Annotated in this window: 20 protein-coding genes; all 20 read right to left on the bottom strand. The window is 60.1% G+C overall.

The window, feature by feature from the left end; genetic code table 11:
- Positions 1-29 precede the first annotated feature (29 nt).
- Positions 30-1,739, bottom strand: a complete 1,710-nt coding sequence (locus OKW98_RS10400) for an ATP-binding SpoIIE family protein phosphatase (RefSeq protein WP_265389070.1) — start codon at positions 1,737-1,739, stop codon at positions 30-32.
- Positions 1,739-2,041, bottom strand: coding sequence for an STAS domain-containing protein (locus OKW98_RS10395; protein ID WP_265389069.1), 303 nt, complete (start codon positions 2,039-2,041; stop codon positions 1,739-1,741). The genes OKW98_RS10400 and OKW98_RS10395 overlap by 1 nt, the downstream gene beginning before the upstream one ends.
- A 1,190-nt stretch (positions 2,042-3,231) precedes the next feature.
- Entirely contained in the window at positions 3,232-3,681 is a 450-nt protein-coding gene (gene fliJ, locus OKW98_RS10390) for a flagellar export protein FliJ (RefSeq protein ID WP_265389068.1), read from the bottom strand.
- A 6-nt stretch (positions 3,682-3,687) separates the two neighbouring features.
- On the bottom strand, positions 3,688-5,046 hold the full coding sequence (fliI, locus tag OKW98_RS10385; protein WP_265389067.1) for a flagellar protein export ATPase FliI: 1,359 nt from the start codon (positions 5,044-5,046) through the stop codon (positions 3,688-3,690).
- On the bottom strand, positions 5,036-5,851 hold the full coding sequence (fliH, locus tag OKW98_RS10380; RefSeq protein WP_265389066.1) for a flagellar assembly protein FliH: 816 nt from the start codon (positions 5,849-5,851) through the stop codon (positions 5,036-5,038). The genes fliI and fliH overlap by 11 nt, the downstream gene beginning before the upstream one ends.
- 15 nt (positions 5,852-5,866) lie before the next feature.
- On the bottom strand, positions 5,867-6,883 hold the full coding sequence (fliG, locus tag OKW98_RS10375; RefSeq protein ID WP_265389065.1) for a flagellar motor switch protein FliG: 1,017 nt from the start codon (positions 6,881-6,883) through the stop codon (positions 5,867-5,869).
- A complete protein-coding gene (gene fliF / locus OKW98_RS10370) occupies positions 6,876-8,654 on the bottom strand; it encodes a flagellar basal-body MS-ring/collar protein FliF (RefSeq protein ID WP_265389064.1) in 1,779 nt (592 codons plus the stop codon). The genes fliG and fliF overlap by 8 nt, the downstream gene beginning before the upstream one ends.
- A 14-nt stretch (positions 8,655-8,668) precedes the next feature.
- Positions 8,669-8,998 carry a flagellar hook-basal body complex protein FliE gene (gene fliE / locus OKW98_RS10365; protein WP_065987290.1) on the bottom strand — a complete coding sequence of 110 codons (330 nt, stop codon included), beginning with the start codon at positions 8,996-8,998 and terminating at the stop codon, positions 8,669-8,671.
- Positions 8,999-9,246: 248 nt separating this feature from the next.
- A complete protein-coding gene (locus OKW98_RS10360) occupies positions 9,247-10,653 on the bottom strand; it encodes a sigma-54-dependent transcriptional regulator (RefSeq protein WP_265389063.1) in 1,407 nt (468 codons plus the stop codon).
- Complete coding sequence (locus tag OKW98_RS10355; RefSeq protein WP_265389062.1) at positions 10,650-11,897, bottom strand: sensor histidine kinase; 1,248 nt, start codon at positions 11,895-11,897, stop codon at positions 10,650-10,652. Before OKW98_RS10355 ends, OKW98_RS10360 begins: the two co-directional genes overlap by 4 nt.
- Before the next feature lie 139 nt (positions 11,898-12,036).
- Positions 12,037-13,512 carry a transcriptional regulator FleQ gene (gene fleQ / locus OKW98_RS10350; RefSeq protein WP_265389061.1) on the bottom strand — a complete coding sequence of 492 codons (1,476 nt, stop codon included), beginning with the start codon at positions 13,510-13,512 and terminating at the stop codon, positions 12,037-12,039.
- A gap of 169 nt (positions 13,513-13,681) precedes the next feature.
- On the bottom strand, positions 13,682-13,978 hold the full coding sequence (gene fliT, locus OKW98_RS10345) for a flagellar protein FliT (protein ID WP_122534872.1): 297 nt from the start codon (positions 13,976-13,978) through the stop codon (positions 13,682-13,684).
- A gap of 11 nt (positions 13,979-13,989) precedes the next feature.
- A complete protein-coding gene (gene fliS / locus OKW98_RS10340; RefSeq protein ID WP_265389060.1) occupies positions 13,990-14,385 on the bottom strand; it encodes a flagellar export chaperone FliS in 396 nt (131 codons plus the stop codon).
- A 121-nt stretch (positions 14,386-14,506) separates the two neighbouring features.
- Positions 14,507-15,934, bottom strand: coding sequence for a flagellar filament capping protein FliD (gene fliD, locus OKW98_RS10335; protein WP_265389059.1), 1,428 nt, complete (start codon positions 15,932-15,934; stop codon positions 14,507-14,509).
- 77 nt (positions 15,935-16,011) lie between these two features.
- A complete protein-coding gene (locus tag OKW98_RS10330) occupies positions 16,012-16,401 on the bottom strand; it encodes a flagellar protein FlaG (RefSeq protein WP_265389702.1) in 390 nt (129 codons plus the stop codon).
- 73 nt (positions 16,402-16,474) lie between these two features.
- Positions 16,475-17,326: a flagellin domain-containing protein gene (locus tag OKW98_RS10325; protein WP_265389058.1), complete on the bottom strand. Its 852-nt coding sequence runs from the start codon at positions 17,324-17,326 to the stop codon at positions 16,475-16,477.
- A 299-nt stretch (positions 17,327-17,625) separates the two neighbouring features.
- Positions 17,626-18,762 carry a flagellin gene (locus OKW98_RS10320; RefSeq protein WP_265389057.1) on the bottom strand — a complete coding sequence of 379 codons (1,137 nt, stop codon included), beginning with the start codon at positions 18,760-18,762 and terminating at the stop codon, positions 17,626-17,628.
- A 287-nt stretch (positions 18,763-19,049) separates the two neighbouring features.
- A complete protein-coding gene (locus OKW98_RS10315; protein ID WP_265389056.1) occupies positions 19,050-19,298 on the bottom strand; it encodes a hypothetical protein in 249 nt (82 codons plus the stop codon).
- Positions 19,295-20,590 carry a motility associated factor glycosyltransferase family protein gene (locus OKW98_RS10310; protein ID WP_265389055.1) on the bottom strand — a complete coding sequence of 432 codons (1,296 nt, stop codon included), beginning with the start codon at positions 20,588-20,590 and terminating at the stop codon, positions 19,295-19,297. The genes OKW98_RS10315 and OKW98_RS10310 overlap by 4 nt, the downstream gene beginning before the upstream one ends.
- A gap of 117 nt (positions 20,591-20,707) precedes the next feature.
- Positions 20,708-21,640, bottom strand: coding sequence for a ketoacyl-ACP synthase III (locus OKW98_RS10305; RefSeq protein ID WP_265389054.1), 933 nt, complete (start codon positions 21,638-21,640; stop codon positions 20,708-20,710).
- Positions 21,641-21,876 lie beyond the last annotated feature (236 nt).

The following is a 21,876-nucleotide window of genomic DNA, read 5'->3' as shown; positions in this document are numbered from 1 at the left end:
TTGTTCACTCCTTGATCAAGACGCGCGGATTATGCCAGACCCTCCCAGGCAAATTCCACGCTGGCCGTCCGGCCATCATCGGACCACTGACAGCATTCGCTGAGTTGCCGGACCAGCGCAAGGCCGCGGCCGGACAATTGGGTGACCGCAGGCGGCAACGCCAGCACGCGATCGGCATCGAAACCTGCGCCGCTGTCCTGCACCCGCACCGTCAGGCGACCGCCCTCGCCGTCCGGGACAATCTGGAAATCGATGCGGATAAAACCTTCCTCCAGACGATCGAGGCGTTCGGCGCGTTGCTGGTAGTAAAGCCCAAAACCTGCGGCGTCCCGCTTCAGCGCCGAGTCGAGCCCAAGCACGCCATGCTCCAGCGCGTTGCTGTACAGCTCCGACAGCACGATATACAGCTCACTGCTCTGCATGCGCAAGCCATGTACTTCCTGCAGCAATTGCAACAGATACGGCAGCGGATTGAAGCGTTTGAGCGTTGCAGCACGGTACTCGAACGAAGCGGACCAATCCAGCGGGCTGGAATCGCCGCTGTCGGTATAGATGACCGACGGCGGGCCGAGCAAGTCAGGCTCGGTGAATGCCACTTCGACCATGCTCACGTCATCCCGCGCCTGGCCACGAAAGCGCGCCAGGGCCCACTGCACTTCCTCGATCAGCAGCGCCGGGTTGCGGTTGCTCACCAGCACGTTCTGCAGACGCCGGGCGCCGAACAGTTCGCCGTCCTGCCCGGTGCTGTCGACAACGCCGTCGGACAGCAGAAACACCCGGTCCCCCGGCCCGAAAGGATAAACCTGGGTGTTGTCGTCAAAGCTGCCGGCGCTCAACACACCGAGGGGCACGTTCGACGAAATCAGCGGCGTATGCGCCCGGCCGTCGCCATGCAGCAGGTAACCATCCGGCAGGCCGCCGTTCCAGACCTCGACCAGTTGCTGCTTGAAGTTGAGGCACAGCAGCGCGGCGCAGCAGAACATGTCCACCGGCAGGATGCGTTTGAGCTTGGCGTTCATCTCGCGCAGGGTTTCGGGCAGGCCATAACCCTTGGCGGTCATGCCGTAGAACACTTCGGCCAAGGGCATCGCCCCCACCGCTGCCGGCAAACCATGGCCGGTGAAATCCCCCAGCAGCAGGTGCATGTTGCCGGACGGCGACCACGCGGCCAGCAGCAGGTCGCCGTTGAACAGCGCGTACGGTGATTGCAGGTAGCGGATGTTGCGTGAGCTCAGGCACCCGGAGTGGGCGATCTGGTCGAACACCGCCTTGGCCACGCGCTGTTCGTTGAGCAGGTATTTATGGTGACGGGTGATCAGGTCGCGCTGGTGCAGGACGGTTTCCTGCAACACGCGAAGGCGGTTCATGGCGTTGATCTTGGCGGCCAGCACCACTTGGTTGTAGGGCTTGGCAACGAAGTCGTCACCCCCGGCGTCGAGGCAACGGGCGAGGTCTTCGCCTTCGGTCAGCGACGTCAGGAAGATGATCGGCACCAGCGCGTCACCCGCGAGGGTCTTGATCTGGCGCGCCGCTTCGAAACCGTCCATGACCGGCATCATGGCGTCCATCAGCACCAGTTGCGGCCGCCGGCGCTCGAACAGCCCGACGGCCTCGGCGCCGTCGCTGGCCGTCAGGACATCATGGCCCTGGCGGCTGACGATGGCGGACAGAAGCATCCGGTCGCTGACGTTGTCATCGGCGATGAGGACCGTCAGGCGATCGGCGACAGACGAAATCATCAGACGATTTTGAAGAGTTTGGAGAAGTTGGAGATGGTAAGGATTTTGTGGACGTCGGCGTTGCAGTTGACCAGCTGGACTTCGGCTCTCTCGCCACCGGCATGGTCGCGCAGCAGGAGGAGCATGCCCAGCGCGGAGCTGTCGAGGTAAGTTGTGCCGGTGAGGTCAACCGTATAGCGCTTGGCCTGGTTTTCTCTTTCGTAGGCGCCGCGAAAATCCTGGTGCGTCGAAAAGTCGAAGCGTCCCTTGATGGTGATGGTCAGCTCTTGGCCATCGGCGGAGCGTTCGGAGGTTACTGACATTGGCAAATTCCTTGTATGAAACAGCGCCAGACGCTTGAGTTTTAGCAGCCCTTGTGAGGCGTGGCAAATGGTTAGCTTTTACTTGGGTTTCAGGATCAAGAGCATCTGCCTAACGGCAGATCGTTTCGCCTTCGGCGAGTTACTTGGAAAAGCACCCCAAGTAACCAAGGGTGCTTGCTCCTGGCTAGGCCCGACTTCGTCGGGTTCCCTCACTCCGACGACGCTCCGTGGGCCCGCGCCGAACGGACATCCATGTCCTGACGGCGCTCTCGCCGCATCCATGCGGCTCGGCCCACTCCGCGTCGTCTGCGTTCGGCCTGCACCCAAGTCGCGATTGGCGGTGTTTGGGCTTTTTGTGTACGAAAATCAAAAGCAGATCAGAAGCAGATTAGAAGTAGAAACACATCAAGAGCTTCCCGGCTAAAGCCGGTCCTACAGGGTGTACGCGGTGCTTTGTAGGACCGGCTTTAGCCGGGAAGCCTTTGGTCCGTGATCGTTCCCACGCTCCGCGTGGGAATGCATCCCCTGACGCTCTGCGTCACCTGGCGCAGGGGGCGAAATTTGCGGCGACTGCGGAACGCGGAGCGTTCTGGGCGGCATTCCCACGCAGAGCGTGGGAACGATCAGCGAAGCCGGTCCTACGGGTGCGCGCGTTGATTCGGTGGCCTTTCGTACATTTTCAATGATCGGATGCAATTTCCCTGTAGGAGCCGGCTTGCTGGCGAAAGCGTCCGGCCAGGCACCACAGCAGTGAATGATCAACCGCGTTCGCCAGCAAGCCGGCTCCTACAGACCTCATACCCATCTTCTACGCGCTAGCCGAAAAGCGCCGGTTATTTCCAGCCCGATCATTCACCAATACCCTTCAGCCCTACCATTACTTTGCTTTGCTTTTGATCTTCTCCCACGCCAGCCCAAACACCACAAAACGCGACTTGGGTGCAGGCCGAGCGCAGGTTTTGCGCAGTGGGCCGAGCCGCATGGATGCGGCGAGAGCGCCGTCAGGACATGGATGTCCGTTCGGCGCGGGCCCACGGAGCAAGACCGGAGTGAGGGAACCCGACGCAGGAGGGCCAAACCAGTAGCAGGCACTTTTGGTTACTTTTAGTGCTTTTTAAAAGTAACTCGCCGAAGGCGAAACAATCTGCCCCCAGGCAGATGCCGTTGATCTTGATCTTGATCTTGATCTCTTAAAACTGCTCGGTCCTGGGCAACCTCTGTACCAACTCATCCAACAACTTCTGCTCGCGTTTATCTTCCAGCGCACGCGCCTCATCGATATACCGCTGCACCAACTTACGCAGCCCCTCCACCCGCGCATACGCCTTCTGCCACTCGCCGCGCGCCTTGTTCAGATTATTCTCATGCCACGCCAGACTCTGGCGCTGCTGCGCCACCGCCGTCTCCAACTGATTGAGAAAGCGCTGATAATTCATCAACCATTGACCCGACACCCCATGGGCGCCCTTGTCGATCCACTGCTGCTGATAATCAGAACGAAATTTATCCAGCTCGCCCAGCTTCGCCTCGGCCAGCCGAACCTGACCCTGAAAATGCCCCAGGCGCTGCACGGCGGCCTTCTCGACCTTCTCGGCCATATCGACCACCGGCGCCAGACGGGCTGCGCGACTGAGAGCCATAACCGATTAACCGCCGGCCTGAGGATTGAAAATCTTCGCCAACTGCTCCTCACTGCTCTGCATGCTCTCGTTCTCCGTCAAGCCCTGGCGCAAATACTTCACCAACTGAGGCTGCAGCGAAATCGCCAGGTCAGTCTCGCGATCGCCGCCGGCCACGTAGGCGCCGACGCTGATCAAATCGCGGCTCTGCTGATAACGCGACCACAACTGCTTGAAATACTGCGCCTGAACCATGTGCTGCGGATCGACCACGGACGGCATCACCCGGCTGATCGACGCTTCGATGTCGATGGCCGGGTAATGGCCTTCCTCGGCCAGCCGGCGCGACAGTACGATGTGGCCGTCGAGCACGCCCCGGGCCGAGTCGGCGATCGGGTCCTGCTGGTCGTCGCCTTCTGACAAAACGGTATAGAACGCGGTGATCGAGCCACCGCCCGCCTCGGCGTTACCGGCGCGTTCCACCAGCTTGGGCAGCTTGGCGAACACGGACGGCGGATAACCCTTGGTCGCAGGCGGCTCGCCGATGGCCAAGGCGATTTCCCGCTGGGCCTGGGCGAAACGCGTCAGCGAATCCATCAGCAACAGGACGTTCTTGCCCTTGTCGCGAAAATATTCGGCGATGCGCGTGCAATACATCGCCGCGCGCAGCCGCATCAAGGGCGCGTCATCCGCCGGAGAAGCCACAACAACCGAACGCTTGAGACCCTCCTCGCCCAGGCTGTGTTCGATGAATTCCTTCACCTCGCGACCCCGTTCGCCGATCAGCCCGACGACGATGATGTCGGCCTCGGTGAAGCGGGTCATCATCCCCAGCAGCACGCTCTTGCCCACGCCGGTACCGGCGAACAGGCCCAGACGCTGACCGCGCCCGACCGTCAACAAACCGTTGATACAACGGATGCCTACGTCCAGCGGCTGGCTGATCGGGTTGCGATTCAGCGGGTTGATGGTCGGGCCGTCCATCGGCACCCAGTCCTCGGCTTTCATGCCGCCCTTGCCGTCGAGGGGGCGACCGGCGCCGTCGAGGACGCGGCCGAGCATGGTCATGCCCATCGGCAGACGGCCGGTGTCCGGCAGCGGAACGACGCGGGCGCCCGGCGCAATGCCGGAGACGCTGCCGACCGGCATCAGGAACACCTTGCCGCCAGAGAAGCCCATGACTTCGGCTTCAACCTCAACCGCATGATGACTGCCGTCGTTGATCACCATGCAGCGGCTGCCCATGGCTGCGCGCAGGCCCTCGGCCTCGAGGGTCAGGCCGACCATGCGCAGCAGTCGTCCTTCGACGATCGGCTGCGCAGGCAGGGAAATGGCCTCGGGATAGGTGCTCAGGCGCTTGGCGAAACTGGTGCGTTCAAGGCGCATCGACAGCACCCAGCGGGTAAGTGGTTTTCTCGGCGCTCTGGATCGCCTCTTCCAGTTCGATGGTCACATCCGGCGGCGCCGGGTGCAGGGCCTGCTCGTGCAACTGATCGAACATTTTCCCGAGGGCCTGGCTGATGCGCGCCTCGACCGTGGCGTCGATGCGGCTGTGCTCGCTCTCGACCCGGCAACCGCCGGGTTGAAGTGTCTCGTCCTCGAGGATGCGCCAGGTTTCTTCGTGACGCTCACGCATGGCTTTGACCAGCGCAAAGTCTTGCGGGTTGATCAGAATGCGCACGTTGGCTGCGCCCATCGGCAGCAGCCGCAACGCTTCGCGCAGCACCGTGCCAATCTGGCTGGAGTCGGTTTTCAGCTCGCGCTGGATGACCTGGCGGACCACATGCTCGACCAGTGACACCATCGATTTCTCGATCTGCGCGTCCTGGTCGGCGATGGGTTCGAACAGATGCCCCATGAGGACTTCCATGCTGTCGAGCTTGGCCGCCAGAGCCACTTCCGCTTCCTGACGAACCTTGAGCTGGGTGCTGTGAAAACCCTCTTTTTCGCCGATGGCGAACCCCTCGTTGTAGGCGTCCTGACGGATGCTTTCCAACTCTTCGAGGGTCATCGGCTGGACTTCCTCCAGCGGCACTTCCTGGCTTTCGGCGAGCTCGGCTTCCTCGACCACCGGTTCCGGCTCGGGCTTCTCGACGAGCGGATCGAAGCTGGGCAAGGCCCAGACGTCAATCCCGCGCAAATCCTGTGCGCGGATGAGCTCACTGGGTGGTGCTTTATCGGAGCTGGACATCAACGGCACCTGGGCTTAAATCATTTCCTCGCCACCTTTGCCGCCAAGAACGATCTCCCCGGCCTCCGCCATACGACGGGCAATGGTGAGAATTTCTTTCTGGGCGCCTTCCACATCGCTGACGCGAACCGGGCCTTTGGCTTCCAGGTCGTCGCGCAGCAGTTCGGCGGCACGTTTGGACATGTTCTTGAAAATCTTTTCCTTGATGGCGTCGTCGGAGCCCTTCAGTGCCAGTACCAGCACATCGGAGGAGACTTCGCGCAGCAAGGCCTGAATACCGCGGTCGTCGACGTCGGACAGGTTGTTGAAGACAAACATAAGGTCTTCGATCTGCGTCGACAGGTCTTCGTCCACTTCGCGGATCGAATCCATGAGCTGGCCTTCGATCGAGCTGTCGAGGAAGTTCATGATATCCGCCGCACGCTTGATACCACCCAGGGTGGTACGCGACGTGTTGGCGTTGCCCGAGAACTGCTTCTCGAGGATCTGGTTCAGTTCTTTGAGCGCCGCCGGCTGCACGGTGTTCAACGACGACACGCGCAGGATGATGTCCAGGCGCACTTTGTGGTCGAAATGGCTGAGCACTTCACCGGCCTGATCGGCGTCCAGGTAGGCGACGACGATCGCTTGAATCTGCGGGTGCTCGAAACGGATGACGTCGGCCACCGCGCGCGGTTCCATCCACTTCAGGCTGTCGAGACCGCTGGTGTTGCCGCCCAGCAGGATCCGGTCGATCAGGCCGTTGGCCTTGTCCTCGCCCAGTGCCTGGGTGAGCATCTTGCGGATATAGCCGTCCGAGCCGATGCCGACGCCGGTCTGGTCACCGACCACGTCGACGAACTCGCTCATCACCTGCTCGACCTGCTCGCGGTGCACATTGCGCATCTGTGCCATGGCCACGCCCACCCGCTGAACCTCTTTGGGGCCCATGTGGCGCAGGACCTGCGCGGCGTCCGTCTCACCCAGGGTGAGGAGCAGGATCGCGGCTTTATCCACGCGGCTCAATTTAAGCGCAGCAGCTCTATCACTCATCAGCGTTGATCCACTCTTTGACGACCTGGGCTACACGCGCCGGGTCCTCGGCCACAAGGCTCTTGATTGCGTTGAGCTGTGCGTCATAACCCTCGGTAGGGCTCGGCAACAGAATACTTTGCGGACCGCCCAGACTGACGCGGTCGTTTGACAATTCACCGTCCATCCCGACCATGCCGCCCAGCTCGGAGTCGCCCTCGAGGCGCTTGCCTTGCGGGTTGGTGATGCCCTTGAGCACCGGACGCAGCACGCCGAACACCAGCACCAGGATGAACAGCACGCCCATGGCCTGTTTGACGATGTCCCAGAACCACGACTGCGAGTAGAACGGAATGTCCGGGATCACTTCGCCGCGATCGGTGGAGAACGGCACGTTGATCACGCTGACGCTGTCGCCACGGCTGGCATCGAAGCCGACGGCGTCCTGCACCAGACGGGTGAAGCGCGCCAGTTGATCGGCGGTCCACGGGATCATTGTCGTCTCGCCGTTGGCCGGGTTGACCTTGACCTGATCATCGACCACCACCGCAACCGACAGGCGATTGACCTTGCCCTGCTGCTGCTTGGTGTGGCTGATGGAACGGTCGAGCTCGAAGTTCTTGGTCGACTGGTTACGCTTGTCGGCCGGGAACGGCGCCAGCATCGGCTGGCCAGTGGCCGGGTCCATGATCTGTTGACCGTTGGCGTCCAGCAGCGGTTGTCCCGCAGCAATGGCGCCTGCGGCACCGGCAGCACCGGCGGCGGCGTTCTGTGGCGCAGTCGCCGGGCCTGGCGGCTGGTTGCTCAGTGCACCCGGCACGCCTTGCGGACCGCTGCTGCTGGAGCGTTGTTCGTTGACCGTCTGCTCGCTGCGCAGTGCAGGCTGGTCCGGATTGAAGCTTTCGGCGGTGGATTCGACGGCGCTGAAATCAACGTCTGCCGACACTTCTGCCTTATAGCGGTCATTGCCCAGCACTGGCTGCAGGATGTTCTGCACACGCTGGGTCAGCATGCTTTCCATGCGGCGGGTGTAGTCGAACTGCTTGCCGGCCATGGACAGCTCGGAGTTCTCGGCCTGATCGGACAGCAGGTTGCCCTTCTGATCGACGACGGAAATCTGCGACTTGTTCAGCTCAGGAACACTGGTGGCGACCAGGTTCATGATTGCCAGCACCTGACCCGGCTCAAGCGAACGACCGGCGTACAGCTCAACCAGAATGGAAGCGCTGGGCTTGCGATCGTCACGCACGAACACCGAGCTCTTCGGAATCGCCAGGTGAACACGGGCGCCCTTGACGTTATTGAGGCTGGAGATGGTCCGCGCCAGTTCGCCTTCCAGGCCGCGACGGTAACGAGTGGCCTCCATGAACTGACTGGTGCCCAGACCCTGATCCTTGTCGAGGATTTCAAAACCGACATTGCCATCGTTCTGCGCAATGCCGGCGCCGGCCAGCTTGATGCGGGCGCGGGACAGGTCATCGGACTTCACCAGCAGCGCGCCGGAGTTGGGCTCGACGGTGAAAGGAATGTCAGCCTGGGCCAACGTGTCCATCACCTGCTTGGTGTCGATACCTGACAGGCTGCCATAGAGCGGCTTGTAATCAGGCTGCTGCGACCAAAGCACGACGGCGAAACCAATCGCCACGCTGGCAGCCAGACCGACCATAAGGCCGACCTGACGCAGCATGGTCATCTCGGAGAGATTTTGCAGGAAGGCCAGGCCGAACATCGGCGGCTTGCTTCCTGGCGCACCCGTTTTGGCGGGTACGTTATCGACGACGGCTTCGGCCATGACTTAAATCGTCCTCAAACCGGCATTTGCATGATGTCTTGGTACGCCTGAACCAGCTTGTTGCGTACCTGGGTCAGCGCCTGAAACGACACGCTGGCTTTCTGCGAGGAGATCATCACGTCGGTGAGGTCCACGCCGCTCTTGCCCATCTCGAACGCGGTCGACAGCTGATTCGACGCCTGCTGGGTGTCGTTGACCTTGTTCACTGCCATGCCGAGCATGTCAGCGAAACTGCTCGCACCGGCCTGTTCTGGCGCTGCGATTGCCTTGGGCTGAGCCATGGCGTCCATTTGCATGGAGCGCATGTCCAACATCAAGCGATTAAATTCAACACCTTGGGTCATGACGTTTCTCTCAGAAGGGCCGCAAATTTTTGACACGGATTCAGCGGTTACCTAAGCATTAGCAACAAGGGTGCCAGACCAATAGCGGCCATGTGCCACGTTTGATGAAAGTGTTCGGATGGGTATTGAGACGGATACATAGACGCAGGAGCCGGCTTGCTGGCGAACGCGACGGGCAGGTAAAAATGATGCGTCTGACCCTCAGCATTCGCCAGCAAGCCGGCTCCCACAGATCCTTTTACAAAGGTTCAGGAGGCAAACAGAAACCCTTCGACATCCATCCCCGCATCACGCATCTGCGCCAGCTTGTAGCGCAACGTACGCGGGCTGATACCGAGGCGTTCGGCGGCCTCTTTGCGACGGCCGCGCTCGGCGCGAAGGGTGTCGATGATCATCTGGAACTCGCGGCGACGCAGGTCTTCGCCCAGGGCGCCGGCCCCTTCCCCGCTGCCTGTTTCGGGTGACGCTTGCGTGGCGCCGACAGCGGGTGCCGACACCTGAGGCGCAGGCGCTGCGGCGAACGTGACCGGCCCGACAAGACAAAAGTCCTCGGCCTGAATCACCCCGCCCTGCTGCAGAATCAGCGCCCGCTGTACGGCGTTGTCCAGCTCGCGGACATTGCCCGGCCAGGCGTAACTGACCAGACACTTCTGCGCCTCGGCCGACAGCCGCACCGGGGCATGCTTCATTTTATTGACGTGCTTGGCCAGCAGACGCTCGGCCAGCGGCAGAATGTCGGCGGGACGCTGACGCAAGGATTGCCACGCGAGCGGGAACACCGAAAGACGATAAAACAGATCTTCGCGAAAGCGCCCTGCGGCCACTTCGCCGGCCAGATCGCGGTTGGTGGTTGCCAGCACGCGGATGTCCAGTTCGATGGGCTTGCGCGCGCCGACCCGTTCCACTTCACGCTCCTGCAACACACGCAACAGCTTGGCCTGCAGGCCCATGGGCATTTCGGAAATCTCGTCCAGCAGAATGGTGCCGCCTTCGGCCTGCTCGAACTTGCCCGCCTGGGAAGCAATGGCACCGGTAAACGAGCCCTTCTCGTGGCCAAACAGCGTGGCTTCGAGCATGTTGTCCGGGATCGCCGCGCAGTTGATCGCGATAAACGGCTTGCCGGCACGGGGCGATTGCTCATGAATGAAACGCGCCAGCACTTCTTTACCCGTGCCCGATTCACCCGAAATCAACACCGTCGAATCACTCTTCGCCACGCGACTGGCGAGGCTGAGCAACTGCACGCTGGCGGGCTCGACCGCAATCGGACCCTCGCCATCGGCCGGCTCGAGACGACCCAGTGCATGGCGAGCCACCAACGCCAATAACGCCTTGGGCTCGAAAGGCTTGACCAGATAATCGACCGCGCCCTGACGCATCGCATCCACGGCGCGGTCGACCGTGCCGTGGGCAGTCATCAAGAGCACCGGCAACTGCGGGTAGCGGCTGCGCAACTGGCCGAGCAACTGGTGACCGTCCATGCCGGGCATGTTGACGTCGCTGACCACCAGGCTGAACGACGAGTCGGCAGCGGCAATCAATGCCTCTTCCGCCGACCCGACTGCCTGATAAGCATGGCCGGCCAGCGCCAGGGTTTCGCCCAGCGCTTCACGCAGAGAAGGATCATCCTCGACCAGCAGCACCTTGATGGTCATGAGCGCTCACCTGCCGTTATTGCCAACACGCAAGGCCCAGTCCCGGCGCCAGGAACCAGCGGCAACGACACGATGGCGCAGGTGCCACGGCCTGGACGCGAGCGGAACTCGACACGCCCCTGATGCGCCCGCGCCACGGCTGTCACAACGGCCAGACCGAGGCCGGTGCCGGTGGTCTTGGTGGTGAAGAAGGGTTCGCCGATGCGGGCCAGGGCTGCAGGCTCAATGCCGCTGCCACTGTCGCTGACACACAGGCGCAAGGTGTTGCCGCGGTTGTACGCATGAATCTTGATGCGGCGCCGCCCGTCACTCTGCCCGGCACTTGCCTGAACGGCATTTTCAATGAGGTTGAGCAGTGCGCCGACCAGCGTGTCGCGGTTGCACAGCAATTCGCCCGTCGGGCTGTCGCACTGCCAGCGCACGGCCACGTCACGCACATGGGTCTGGGCGGCGGATTCAAGGGCGGCGACCAGCGCGGCCGGCGTCACCCGGTCAGTCAGCGGCAGTTCGCCACGGGCAAACACCAGCATGTCGCGGACCTGATGCTCGAGCTCGTGCAAACGCTCCTTGAGCCGTCCGGCGAAGCGCTGTTGGGTTTCGACGTTCAAGGCCTGTTCGGCCAGGTGGCTGGCGTAAATCATGGCGGCGGACAGCGGCGTACGTATTTGATGGGCCAGTGACGCGACCATGCGGCCCAGGGACGACAAGCGCTCATGGCGCGCCAGCTGGCTTTGCAGATGGCGGGTCTCAGTCAGGTCGTTGAGCAGCACCAATTGACCTGGCTCGGCGTCCAGGGAACGGGTGGCAATGGACAGCCGGCGCCCGTCCTTCAGGGAGATTTCGTGGCCGTCATCTTCGCGCGGCGCAAAGCAGCGGGCGATGACGTGGCGCCAGAGCATGCCGATCAACGGCTCGCCCAGCAGATCAAGCGCGGCAGGATTGGCCTCACGGACCATGCCGGTGCCGTCGATCACGATGACGCCGCCGGGCAGCAGATCGAGCAGATGCTGCAAGCGGTTCGCCAGACGTTCTTTTTCCGCCAGCTCCTGCATGCGCTGGGCGCTGACCACGGCCAGCTCGCCCTTGAGCTCGGTGACCCGTGCTTCCAGCAGGCCGTAGGAATCGGTCAGCTGAGTCGACATCTGGCTGAACAGCGCGAAAGCCTGTTCAAGCCCTTGCCTGCTCGCCACTTCCGGGGACTGCTGCACTAACGAACCAATGGCTGAAACGGGTTCGGAAGACATCTGAGCGGCCTGGGGCATAGTTGATCTCTCGGGTAGCGAACCGTCAGTAAACGGTATGTTCCAAGAGACATAGCAATCCTCGTGCCGAAAAAAAACCGCTGAAAAATCAGCGGTTTATTTTTGACGCGTCAATCGACAGTCAGTCTTCGACCTGTTCGTCGCCTTCACGGCGGCTCATGCCGTACTTGCGCATTTTCTCCACCAGCGTGGTGCGGCGGATGCGCAGACGTTCGGCGGCGCGTGCCACGATCCCATTTGCATCATCCAGCGCCTGCTGAATCAAGCCCTGCTCCAGACCACCCAGGTAGTCCTTCAAGTCCAGACCTTCAGGCGGCAGCAACGCACTGCTGGCGAAGTTCGGCGCATGACCGTTGATAGCCACGCGCTCTTCGAGATCGCTGCGCAGGCTGTCGACCAGTTGCTCGTCTTCGTCGTCGACGTAACGGAATTTCTTCGGCAACTCGGAGACGCCAATGACACCGTACGGGTGCATGATTGCCATGCGCTCGACGAGGTTGGCGAGTTCGCGAACGTTGCCCGGCCAGGCGTGACGGCACAGGGACATGATGGCGGCGGAATTAAAACGAATCGAACCGCGCTTCTCGTGTTCCATGCGCGAAATCAGCTCGTTCATCAGCAGTGGAATGTCTTCCACTCGCTCACGCAACGGTGCCATTTCGATCGGGAACACGTTGAGACGGTAGTAGAGATCCTCGCGGAAACTGCCGATCACGATCATGTCTTCAAGATTTTTATGGGTCGCGGCAATGATGCGCACGTCGACGCTCTGGGTCTTGTTGCTGCCCACGCGCTCGAAGGTGCGCTCCTGCAGGACGCGCAGCAGCTTGACCTGCATCGGCAGCGGCATGTCGCCGATTTCATCCAGAAACAGCGTGCCGCCGTTGGCCAGTTCGAAGCGCCCTGCCCGGCTGGTGATGGCGCCGGTGAAAGCACCCTTCTCGTGGCCGAACAGTTCGCTTTCAAGCAGCTCGGCCGGAATCGCACCGCAGTTGACCGGCACGAACGGCGCATCGCGGCGCTTGGAATGATAATGCAGGTTACGTGCGACGACTTCCTTGCCGGTCCCGGACTCACCGAGGATCAGCACGCTGGCGTCGGTGTCGGCGACCTGCTGCATCATCTGGCGCACGTGCTGAATCGCACGGCTGGTGCCGACGAGGCTGCGGAAAAGATTGGGTTCGCGCTGACGCCCACGTTCACGGGCCTGGTCGTACATCTCGCGATAGACCTGGGCACGGTGCAGGGAATCCAGCAGTTTGCTGTAGCTGGGCGGCATTTCGACGGTGGAGAGGACCCGGCGGCGCAGATCGTCCGCCAGTTCGGCCGAGGAGTTCTCGCCCATCAGCAGGACCGGGAGAAACTCGTCCCATGCGGCCACGGTTTTGAGCAGGCCTTGAAGGCTGCCCGGGGCGTTCACGCTGCCGACCAGCACGCAGAGCACTTCTCGGGTGGATGTCAACGAACCCACGACTTGCTGCCAGTCTGTGCTGGAGCAGGACAGGTTCTCATCACCCAGAAAGTTCAGAATCACCGCCATGTCACGGCGGCGCTGGCTATCGTCATCGATCAGCAGGATTTTGATTTCACGCCACATGCAATAGCAACTTCCCTAGTCAACTCGATGCCCGATCACGGGCAAGCTTGGCTTTCGTTTCGTCCGTTGAGACGTGTCAATCACCGAAATTAGTGAACTTCACTAGTTAAGTCAAAAAACCGTACACAGTCAATTTTATGGCGTACATATTTTGGCTATGGACCAAGTGTCAACCGAACAGATGGTAAACCTTTGCCGCGCTTTTCGCTCGCTGGATCTGCGACATTTCGTCGACGATCGCTTGACGTTCGCCTACAGCTACGTCAATAAGCTTGCGATAGACGCCTAGCAGCTCTTCCAGATTGTTGCGCAACTCAGGCTCATCGTTGCTCGCCTGGCTGATGACTTCATCGACGCAAGCCCGGCAGGCCATATCGAGCTGGCCGATCGCCTCCCAGTCACGCTGCTCGAGGGCATCGACCAAGGCTTCACGGGTTTCTTCGATTCGCTTGAGTGCAACGCTCATGGGGTTCTCCTTCAGAGCACGGGTTGCTGGTCGCCGATCGCATCCCAGCCTTCCTTGACGGTGGTCAGCAGGCCGCTGACTTCATCGAGGATCTTCGGATCGGATTTAATATTCGCTTCCGCCAGACGCTTCATCAGGTAGACGTACAGGTTGTCGACATGGGCCAGGGCTACCGCCTGTTTTTCCATGTCCAGACCTTCGCGCAGGCCACCGACGATTTCAATCGCCTTGCCAATCAACAACCCCTTGGCGGGGATGTCCTTGCGCCCGATGGCGCCCTTGGCCTGGGCGATACGGTCCAGCCCGGCTTCCATCAGCATCTGTACCAGACGGTGCGGCGTGGCCACGGCGGTCTGGGCTTGTGAGTTGACCTTCTGATACTGCCGAAGGGCTGCCATACGGTTCATTGTCTTACCTCGCACAACTCGAGTTTCTGTATTGAGGGTATCGACACGGCCTGAAAAAACTTTAAGGCCAGATGCCAAAAACCCGGCACTGGGGGCCGGGTCTTGATCAACTCGTCAACGGTCAGCCACTTTGCTGGGCGTTGAGCGTGTCAAAGAACGACGTGATGCTCGTCGCAGAGGCTTTCAACTGCCCTACCAACAAGTCCATCGCGTTGTATTTGGCAGTGAGCGTGGCGGTCAGCGTGGTCACGCGCAGGTCGAGGGCTGACTGTTGGGCCGTCAGATCGGTCTGCTGCTTGTTGAGGCTGGTGGTGCGCGTGTCGAAAATACCGCCGGTCTGGGTGTAAGGCGTGATGGCAGCCTTCATCCGTGACAGCAAGCCGTTGGTGCTGTCCGTGCCGCTGAATAGCTGCTGCACGTCGCCCGCCAGGCCCTGGTTCATCGCGGCGGTAAACTTGGTGGCATCGAGGCTGAGCGTACCGTCGGATTGACCGGTGGTGATGCCCAGCTGAGAGAGCACGGAAAGGCCGCCTGGTGCACCGGTCGTCACCAACTGATCGCGGATCGCCGAAAGAATCGAGCGCGGCATCGCGTCGCCAGTCAACGCCGCAGCCGTCACAGTTGCGCCGGTGGTTTTGTCAGGGGTATCGCTGACCGTCGCCTTGGTGACGCTGGACACGGCTTTGACGACGGTGTTGTAAGCATCGACAAAGGTTTGCAGCGAGGCCTTGAGGCCGTCGTTGTTCGCCGACACCGTCACAGTAGACGATAGAGTCCCCAGCAGCGTCATTGACAATCCACCGACGCTCTTGTCGATGGTGTTGCTGGCACTGGTGATGCTCAGGCCGTTGACCGTCAGACTCGCGTCGACCGCTTGCTTATCGATGTAGCCGGCGCTGGTGGTGCTGGTCGGATCAAGTTTGGCGCCGGCAGCGATGTTGAATTCACTGGACGTGGTGCTGGAGGCCGTGATGTCCGTGCCTTTACCCGTCACCGTTGAGCTGAACACCAGGCGCGAGCCATTGTCATCGGTGATTATGTTGGCGCTGATGTTCGACGTCGCGCTTTGCGCGTTGATCTGTTTGGCGACTGACGCCAGGGTGGCACCAGTCGGAATGGTGATCTTGGTGTCAATGCCATTTTGAGTGAGGGTCAAATCGCCACTCGGAATAGCACTGGTGGACCCACCCGAAAATGAAGCGCTGGCGACACTGGAACTAGTGGCGAGGTTTTGGACGTTAATGCTGTAGGTACCGGGCACGGCCGAGTTATCGGACGTAACGGTCAGCTTGGTGGCGTCGGAGGCTTTTGCCGCATAGCCGGCAAAGGCAGGCGTGTCGGTTTTGCCGAGATTGGTCAGCGCGGTCTGGAACGCAGTCATCGCGCTCTGCAGCGTGCCGATGCCGGAAATCTTGGTGGTGACCAGCTTGGTCTGGGTGGTGATCTGGGTTTGTTTGGCCAGCTTGTCGGAGTTGACCAGCGCATCGACGATAGAACCGATTGCCAGGCCCGAGCCGAGGCCGGTGGAGGGGGTAATTGGACTAGCCATGTGAGTCTCCTTTCAGTTGTAGTCGGCATTTTGACGAGCACGCCACACCGAAGTGCCGCGTTCACGTTTCATGCCATTTAAACTTTTGCTTCGAACAACAGGCTGTTTGCGTTCTTCAGACTGTCGGCGAGTTTCAACGCCTCAGCAGACGGCAATTGCCGCACCACTTCGCCGGTTTCCGTGGCGATCACTTTCACTACCACTTTGCCCGACTTGTCGTCGATGGAGAATTCCAGATTGCGATGAACCGACTGAAAGAACTTTTCCATTTGCTTGACGGCCGCTTGCAGCTCTTCGGTTTTCTTTTCCGGATCTGAGTCTTTACTTGTCGATGTGCCTGACTGCGATGAGGCAGCCGGAGCAGAAACGACTTGAGGCGCCACGGCTGGCTTGTCAGCAACCACAGGCACCGCGGGCAACGACTGGATCACTGGATAAGACACGTTCAGCCTGGTACTTATGTCCATGTCCACTCACCTCTCGAAAGTAAAAAGCGGGAGAGCACGCAAGCATACTCCCCCGCCAAAACTCTAGCCGTTATTACTGAAGCAGTTTCAGAACAGCGGATGGCAGCTGGTTAGCCTGGGCCAGAACAGAGGTGGAAGCCTGTTGCAGAGTCTGTTGTTTGGTCAGGTTAGCGGTTTCAGCGGCGAAGTCGGTATCTTGAATACGGCCCAGTGCAGCAGTGGCGTTTTCGTTAACGTTTTGCAGGTTGGAGATGGTGCTGGTCAGACGGTTCTGCGAAGCACCCAGGCTCGAACGGGTGCTGTTGATCTGTGCCAGTGCAGCGTCGATTGCCGAGATAGCGGCGTCAACGTTGGTGTGGGCAGTGGCGTTGTCGCCGCCGCTGATCGAACTCGAACCGCTCGAAACGCCCAGGGCCGAAGCAGTGAAGCTGCCGGTCAGGACCAGGTCGATGTGGTTCGAAGTACCGGTGTTGGAACCGACTTGCAGAGTCACGGTGCTAGCGGAACCGTCGAGCAGGTTCTTGCCGTTCAGGTTGGTCGAATCAGCGATACGGGTCAGTTCGTCTGACATCTGGCCGTATTCGGCGTTCAGAGAGGTACGGTCAGCAGTACCGTTCGTGTCGTTTCGGGACTGAACAGCCAGTTCACGCATACGCTGCAGAATGTTGGTCGATTCTTGCAGAGCGCCTTCAGCGGTCTGAGCGATCGAGATACCGTCGTTGGCGTTCTTGATGGCAACAGTCTGGCCGCGGATTTGCGAAGTTTCGCGAGTTGCGATCTGCAGGCCGGCTGCGTCGTCTTTAGCGCTGTTGATTTTCAGACCGGAAGACAGACGAGTCATCGAAGTCGACAGTGCATCGGAAGCTTTGGACAGGTTCTTCTGAACAGCCAGGGAAGCTACGTTGGTGTTTACGCCTAAAGCCATGATGAATTCCTCGTGAGTTGTTTGCTGCGGCTATCCGGCCCTGGCAAGCGCCGGGTGTGGCCTAGAGAACCTACGTAATGTTTATCGTCGCGGTTGCCAGGAGCTTGAGGGCTTTTTCAAATTTATTTGCCACCAGAGCGCCACCCCCGCAGTTTGTTGTCCGGGGATACACAACGTTTCGGCGCAACCCCTGGAAGCTTTAACCTGACCCGGCGATTTGTTAACCAGTTCTCAAAAAGACGGGCGCCCCCTACGGTGCGCCCGGTTGCGGTTGCCTCTATCTATAAGAGGCGTGAGGGTTATTGCAGCAGCTTGAGGACGGCGGCCGGGAGTTGGTTGGCTTGGGCCAGGATGGCGGTGGAAGCTTGCTGGAGGGTCTGTTGCTTGGTGAGCTCGGCGGTTTCGGCGGCGAAGTCGACGTCTTCGATCTGACCTCGGGATGCTGTGGCGTTCTTGGTCATGTTCTGGAGGTTTTCGATCGCACTGGTCATCCGATTCTGCTTGGCACCCAGATCGGCACGACCTGAGTTGATCAAACCGATAGCTTTATCAAGAATCTTGATGGTCTCCTCGATGTTCTCTATCCGTGCGGGCTTATTGAGCGGATTAAGCTCATCTTTAGCTTGAGTGTCGGCAACCACTTTCTCCGCATCAGCCAGTACCTGTTTTGCGTCAGCCAGCGTTTTCCGGTCGGCATCGGAAGGCGCTGGAATGCCATCAAACTTTTGCTGAGCCGCATCAAGGTCAGTAGTAGCTTGATCTACCGCGTCAGTCATGGCGGTAGTCACGGTATTGACGAGATTTCTGAATCCAGTCCCATCGATGGCCAAAGGGGTGTACTCACCTTTAAGTACAGCCTTGGAACCCGTCGTTGTCGCATCCGCAAGTACCTCAGCTCGACTTTCCAATGCTGAGAGAATTGACTCAGATGAAAAATCATCGCTCAACGACAACGTTATTTTTTCAGTGACGCCAACATTTGCGCCTATTTGGAAACTCAATTCCCCCGCGCTGCCATCCAGCAAATTAAGCTCGGCACCAAACGTGGTGCCCTTGGCTAGACGCGTGACCTCAGCCGTAAGCTGCTGAAATTCAGCATTCAACGCGCTGCGTTCTTTAGGGCCTTTATCACCGTTGGCGGCCTGCACTGCCAGATCTCGCATACGTTGAAGATTATTGAGCGATTTATCCATTGCCCCTTCAGCAGTTTGAATAATCGAAATCGCCGCCCCGGCATTGCGCGTCGCCACAGTAAGACCGCGAATCTGGGTGGTCAGACGCGTCGCAAGTTGCATACCCGCAGCATCGTCTTTTGCAGTATTGATCCGAAGCCCCGAAGACAGGCGACTCATGGCGGTGCTCAGAGAATCAGAAGACCTGTTCAAGTTCCGTTGAACAGACAGTGATGCGATATTGGTATTTACGGTTAAAGCCATTTTGAATTCCTCGTTGATAGAAACGGAGAGCTCTCTAAGTTCGGGGAAGTCCCTTTCTCCCGGAGAACCTACAGTCCAGCTATCGACGAACTGCAGAGTGGCTTTAATAACAAACAACGCACGCAGGCTGCGCCACCACGACAGTTGCAGGGTAATAAAACAGCTAAGTTATTAAAGGGACTGAACATTAAAAAAACCGAAAAAAAAGGCCCACGCGGGCCGCTTGATTCAGATCAAACTGAAACTAATGTAGGAGATTTCTCTCACTTTCCCGTAACAGGAAAGTCTCAGACTTCAATAAACTCAACTTCCAGCCAATCCGCTACCCCCAACCAGTCCTGCCGCTCCTGGCACGCCAGAATCGCACTCAATACCCTGCCCCATTCAGCCTGTCTCTCGGCAGACACCCCTTCCATCAGCGGCAGCGACCGATCGATCAGCTCGACCATCTTCAGCGCGCCTTCAATATCGCGGCCCAGGCGAAACAGCTTGGCGCACTCGCGGGCTTCTTCTACGACGTGTTCAGGCAGGGTCATGGCGCGGTCCAGTCCGGGTCGAAGTCGGCGCCGGTGATGAGCGCACCGTCGCGGCTGGTGTTGAGGAACGTGACCTCTGGGTGGCGGGCGATGAAACGTTCGAGTTCGATGAGGTAGCTGCGGAAATTGAGCTGCGTCTTGACCTTGTTGCCCCGGCCGTCGCGCACCCAGTGTTTGGCGATACTCAGGGCAGGGCCCAGATCGCCATCGTGCCAGCCGGTGTGGGTCTTGCCGCCGGGGAAGGCGAAGTCGGCGCCGAACAGGGTGACCCGCGCGGCGCCCATTTTGACAGCGAGATCGACGGCGGGATGAATGACGCTGCCGCCCACGTGCAGGGTGGCCTTGGGAATCTGCTCCCGCAGCCGGGCATACAGCGGGCTGGTGGAATAGCCGACGTAGCGCGGGCCTTGCCATGCCTCCAGCATCCCGGCGTCCTGGCCCGGCACATAGACCAGCGCGATGTGTGCCGAACCCTCGGTGGGTAGATGCCGCGGGGTGATGCGGTGATCGATGCTCACCACCACATCCGGGGTGATGCCCTGGTTGCGCAGGGGCACGTAGGCGGTGTCGACGCAGATGATCAGCGGCCGGTTGGCGCTGTTTGATGTGCTCAAGAGGCGCGGCAAATGCTGTTGAAGACTTGGCCCCGTCGCGATGACGAACACGTCGCACCCCTGCTGAGTGCCGAACAGCGACGCGACGTCGGTATCGTGTTGCAGCAGCGCCCTGCCCTGTTCCAGCAGGCGCGCGTTGTCGGGAGTGTCGGCGGCGAACGCCTGATTGTTGAAATCGACATGCACTTCGCTGACCAGCCGATCGCGGATCCGCGCGCTGCTGTCGTCGGCCAGCACCAGTTCGGCCGGCAACGCAAAGAATGGCAGCTGAATCTCGCTGCGGGCATCGGCGTACGCGAGGTTCACGCGGGGGTCGGACAGCCAGTCATCCTGTTCCAGCAGTTGGAGCACCAGGGCGAACAGCGCGCCATTGAGGATATGGACGTGCAGCGTTTGCAGGGAATGTTCGGCCAGCAATACCCGCTGCAGATCACCGAGGGCGGTGCCGTAAAGATGCACGACGGGGCTGTTGGCGGGGAGGCTTTGTGCCTGGGTTTGTGCTTCGGCAAGGCGATCATGGCGGCTGGTGAGCTGGATGCCGCCAATGCTGAGGGTTGATTGTCGTCCTTCGATCAACTGCGCAGGAATGGTTTCAACGTTTTCGGCGCGCAATCGCTGGGCCACGTCGGGCCAGCGCTGTTCGATCACGGCGAGGTTGTGCTGGAGAATCTCGCCCATGACGGCAGTCCTTTCGGTTCGGCACGGCGTTCCCGTGAGAGGTGCAGAAAGCACAACGGCGACCTGAAAAATCAGCGTCGCCGTTGTGCAGGCTGAGGGCAGCCCGGTGACGCGATGTCAGGGACGATAAAGGATCGCCGAGCCCCACGACAAGCCCACGCCGAAACCGCTGACCGCAATGCGTTTCCACGTGGCGTTCATGACGTGTTTTTCCAGCAGCAGCGGAATGCTGGACGACACCGTGTTGCCGGTCTCGAGCATGTCCTTGAGGAATTTCTCCGGCGACTTGCCGTCCTCGAACCGACGGGCGACCGCATCGACGATAGCCGCGCTGCCTTGGTGGATGCAGAACGCATCGACGTCGGAGGATTGCAGGCCGGAGTCTTCGAGCAACTCGTTGAGGTGCGCAGGCACTTTGACCAGCGCGAAGTTAAAGACCTGACGCCCGTTCATGTAGAACGCGCCGTCGGTGGTCTTGAGAAACTCTGCGCCCGAACCATCAGTGCCGAATTTGCATTTACCCAGCTGCCAGGGCGCGTCGTCGCCCATCCAGGTGGCGGTGGCGGCGTCGCCGAAGAGCATGGTGGTGTTGCGGTCTTCCGGGTTGACGATCTTGGAATACGGGTCGGCGGTGACCAGCAGGCCGTTTTTCAGGCCGGTCGCTTCCATGAAGCCTTTCAGCGCATAGATGCCGTAGACGTAGCCCGAGCAGCCAAGGGAAATGTCGAACGCGGCGATGTGGGTCGGCAGGCCGAGTTTGTGCTGGACGATGGCGGCCGTGTGCGGCAGGCCTTCTTCGTCGCCGTTCTGGGTGACGACGATCAGTACGTCGATGGCGTCCCGCGACAGCCCGGGGTTGTTGGCGAACAGCTGGTTGACCGCTTCGACGCACAGGTCCGAGGTTTCCTGAGTGTCGTCTTTGCGCGGCAGAAACGCAGAACCGATCTTGCCAAGGATGAAGTCTTCATCCTTTCCGAATTTGGCACCCTGGGCGTAATTGTCGACGCCGGCTGTGGGCACATAACTCGCTATGCTCTTGATGCCAATCATCATGGCTTCCCAATAAAAAACTGCTGAACATCACCCGGCGCGGTTAGGCGGGGCGTTGAAAATCCGGGGCTTGACGCCTGAAAAAGGGGCGACGGGAACGTTGTGGCGACACCAGAATCGCTCTGGCATCAGCCCGACGACGTCACGGCCCGCCAACACGATACAGTGAAGATGCCCGTTATGACCCATAGGTCACCAAAAGTTTTACAAGCTTTTAGCTGACCGACAGGTGCTGC

This window comes from Pseudomonas sp. KU26590, from assembly GCF_026153515.1.
In the GTDB taxonomy this organism is placed as follows: domain Bacteria; phylum Pseudomonadota; class Gammaproteobacteria; order Pseudomonadales; family Pseudomonadaceae; genus Aquipseudomonas.
Note: the sequence above shows the minus strand (reverse complement) of the source record. Positions and strands in the feature narration are given on the sequence as shown.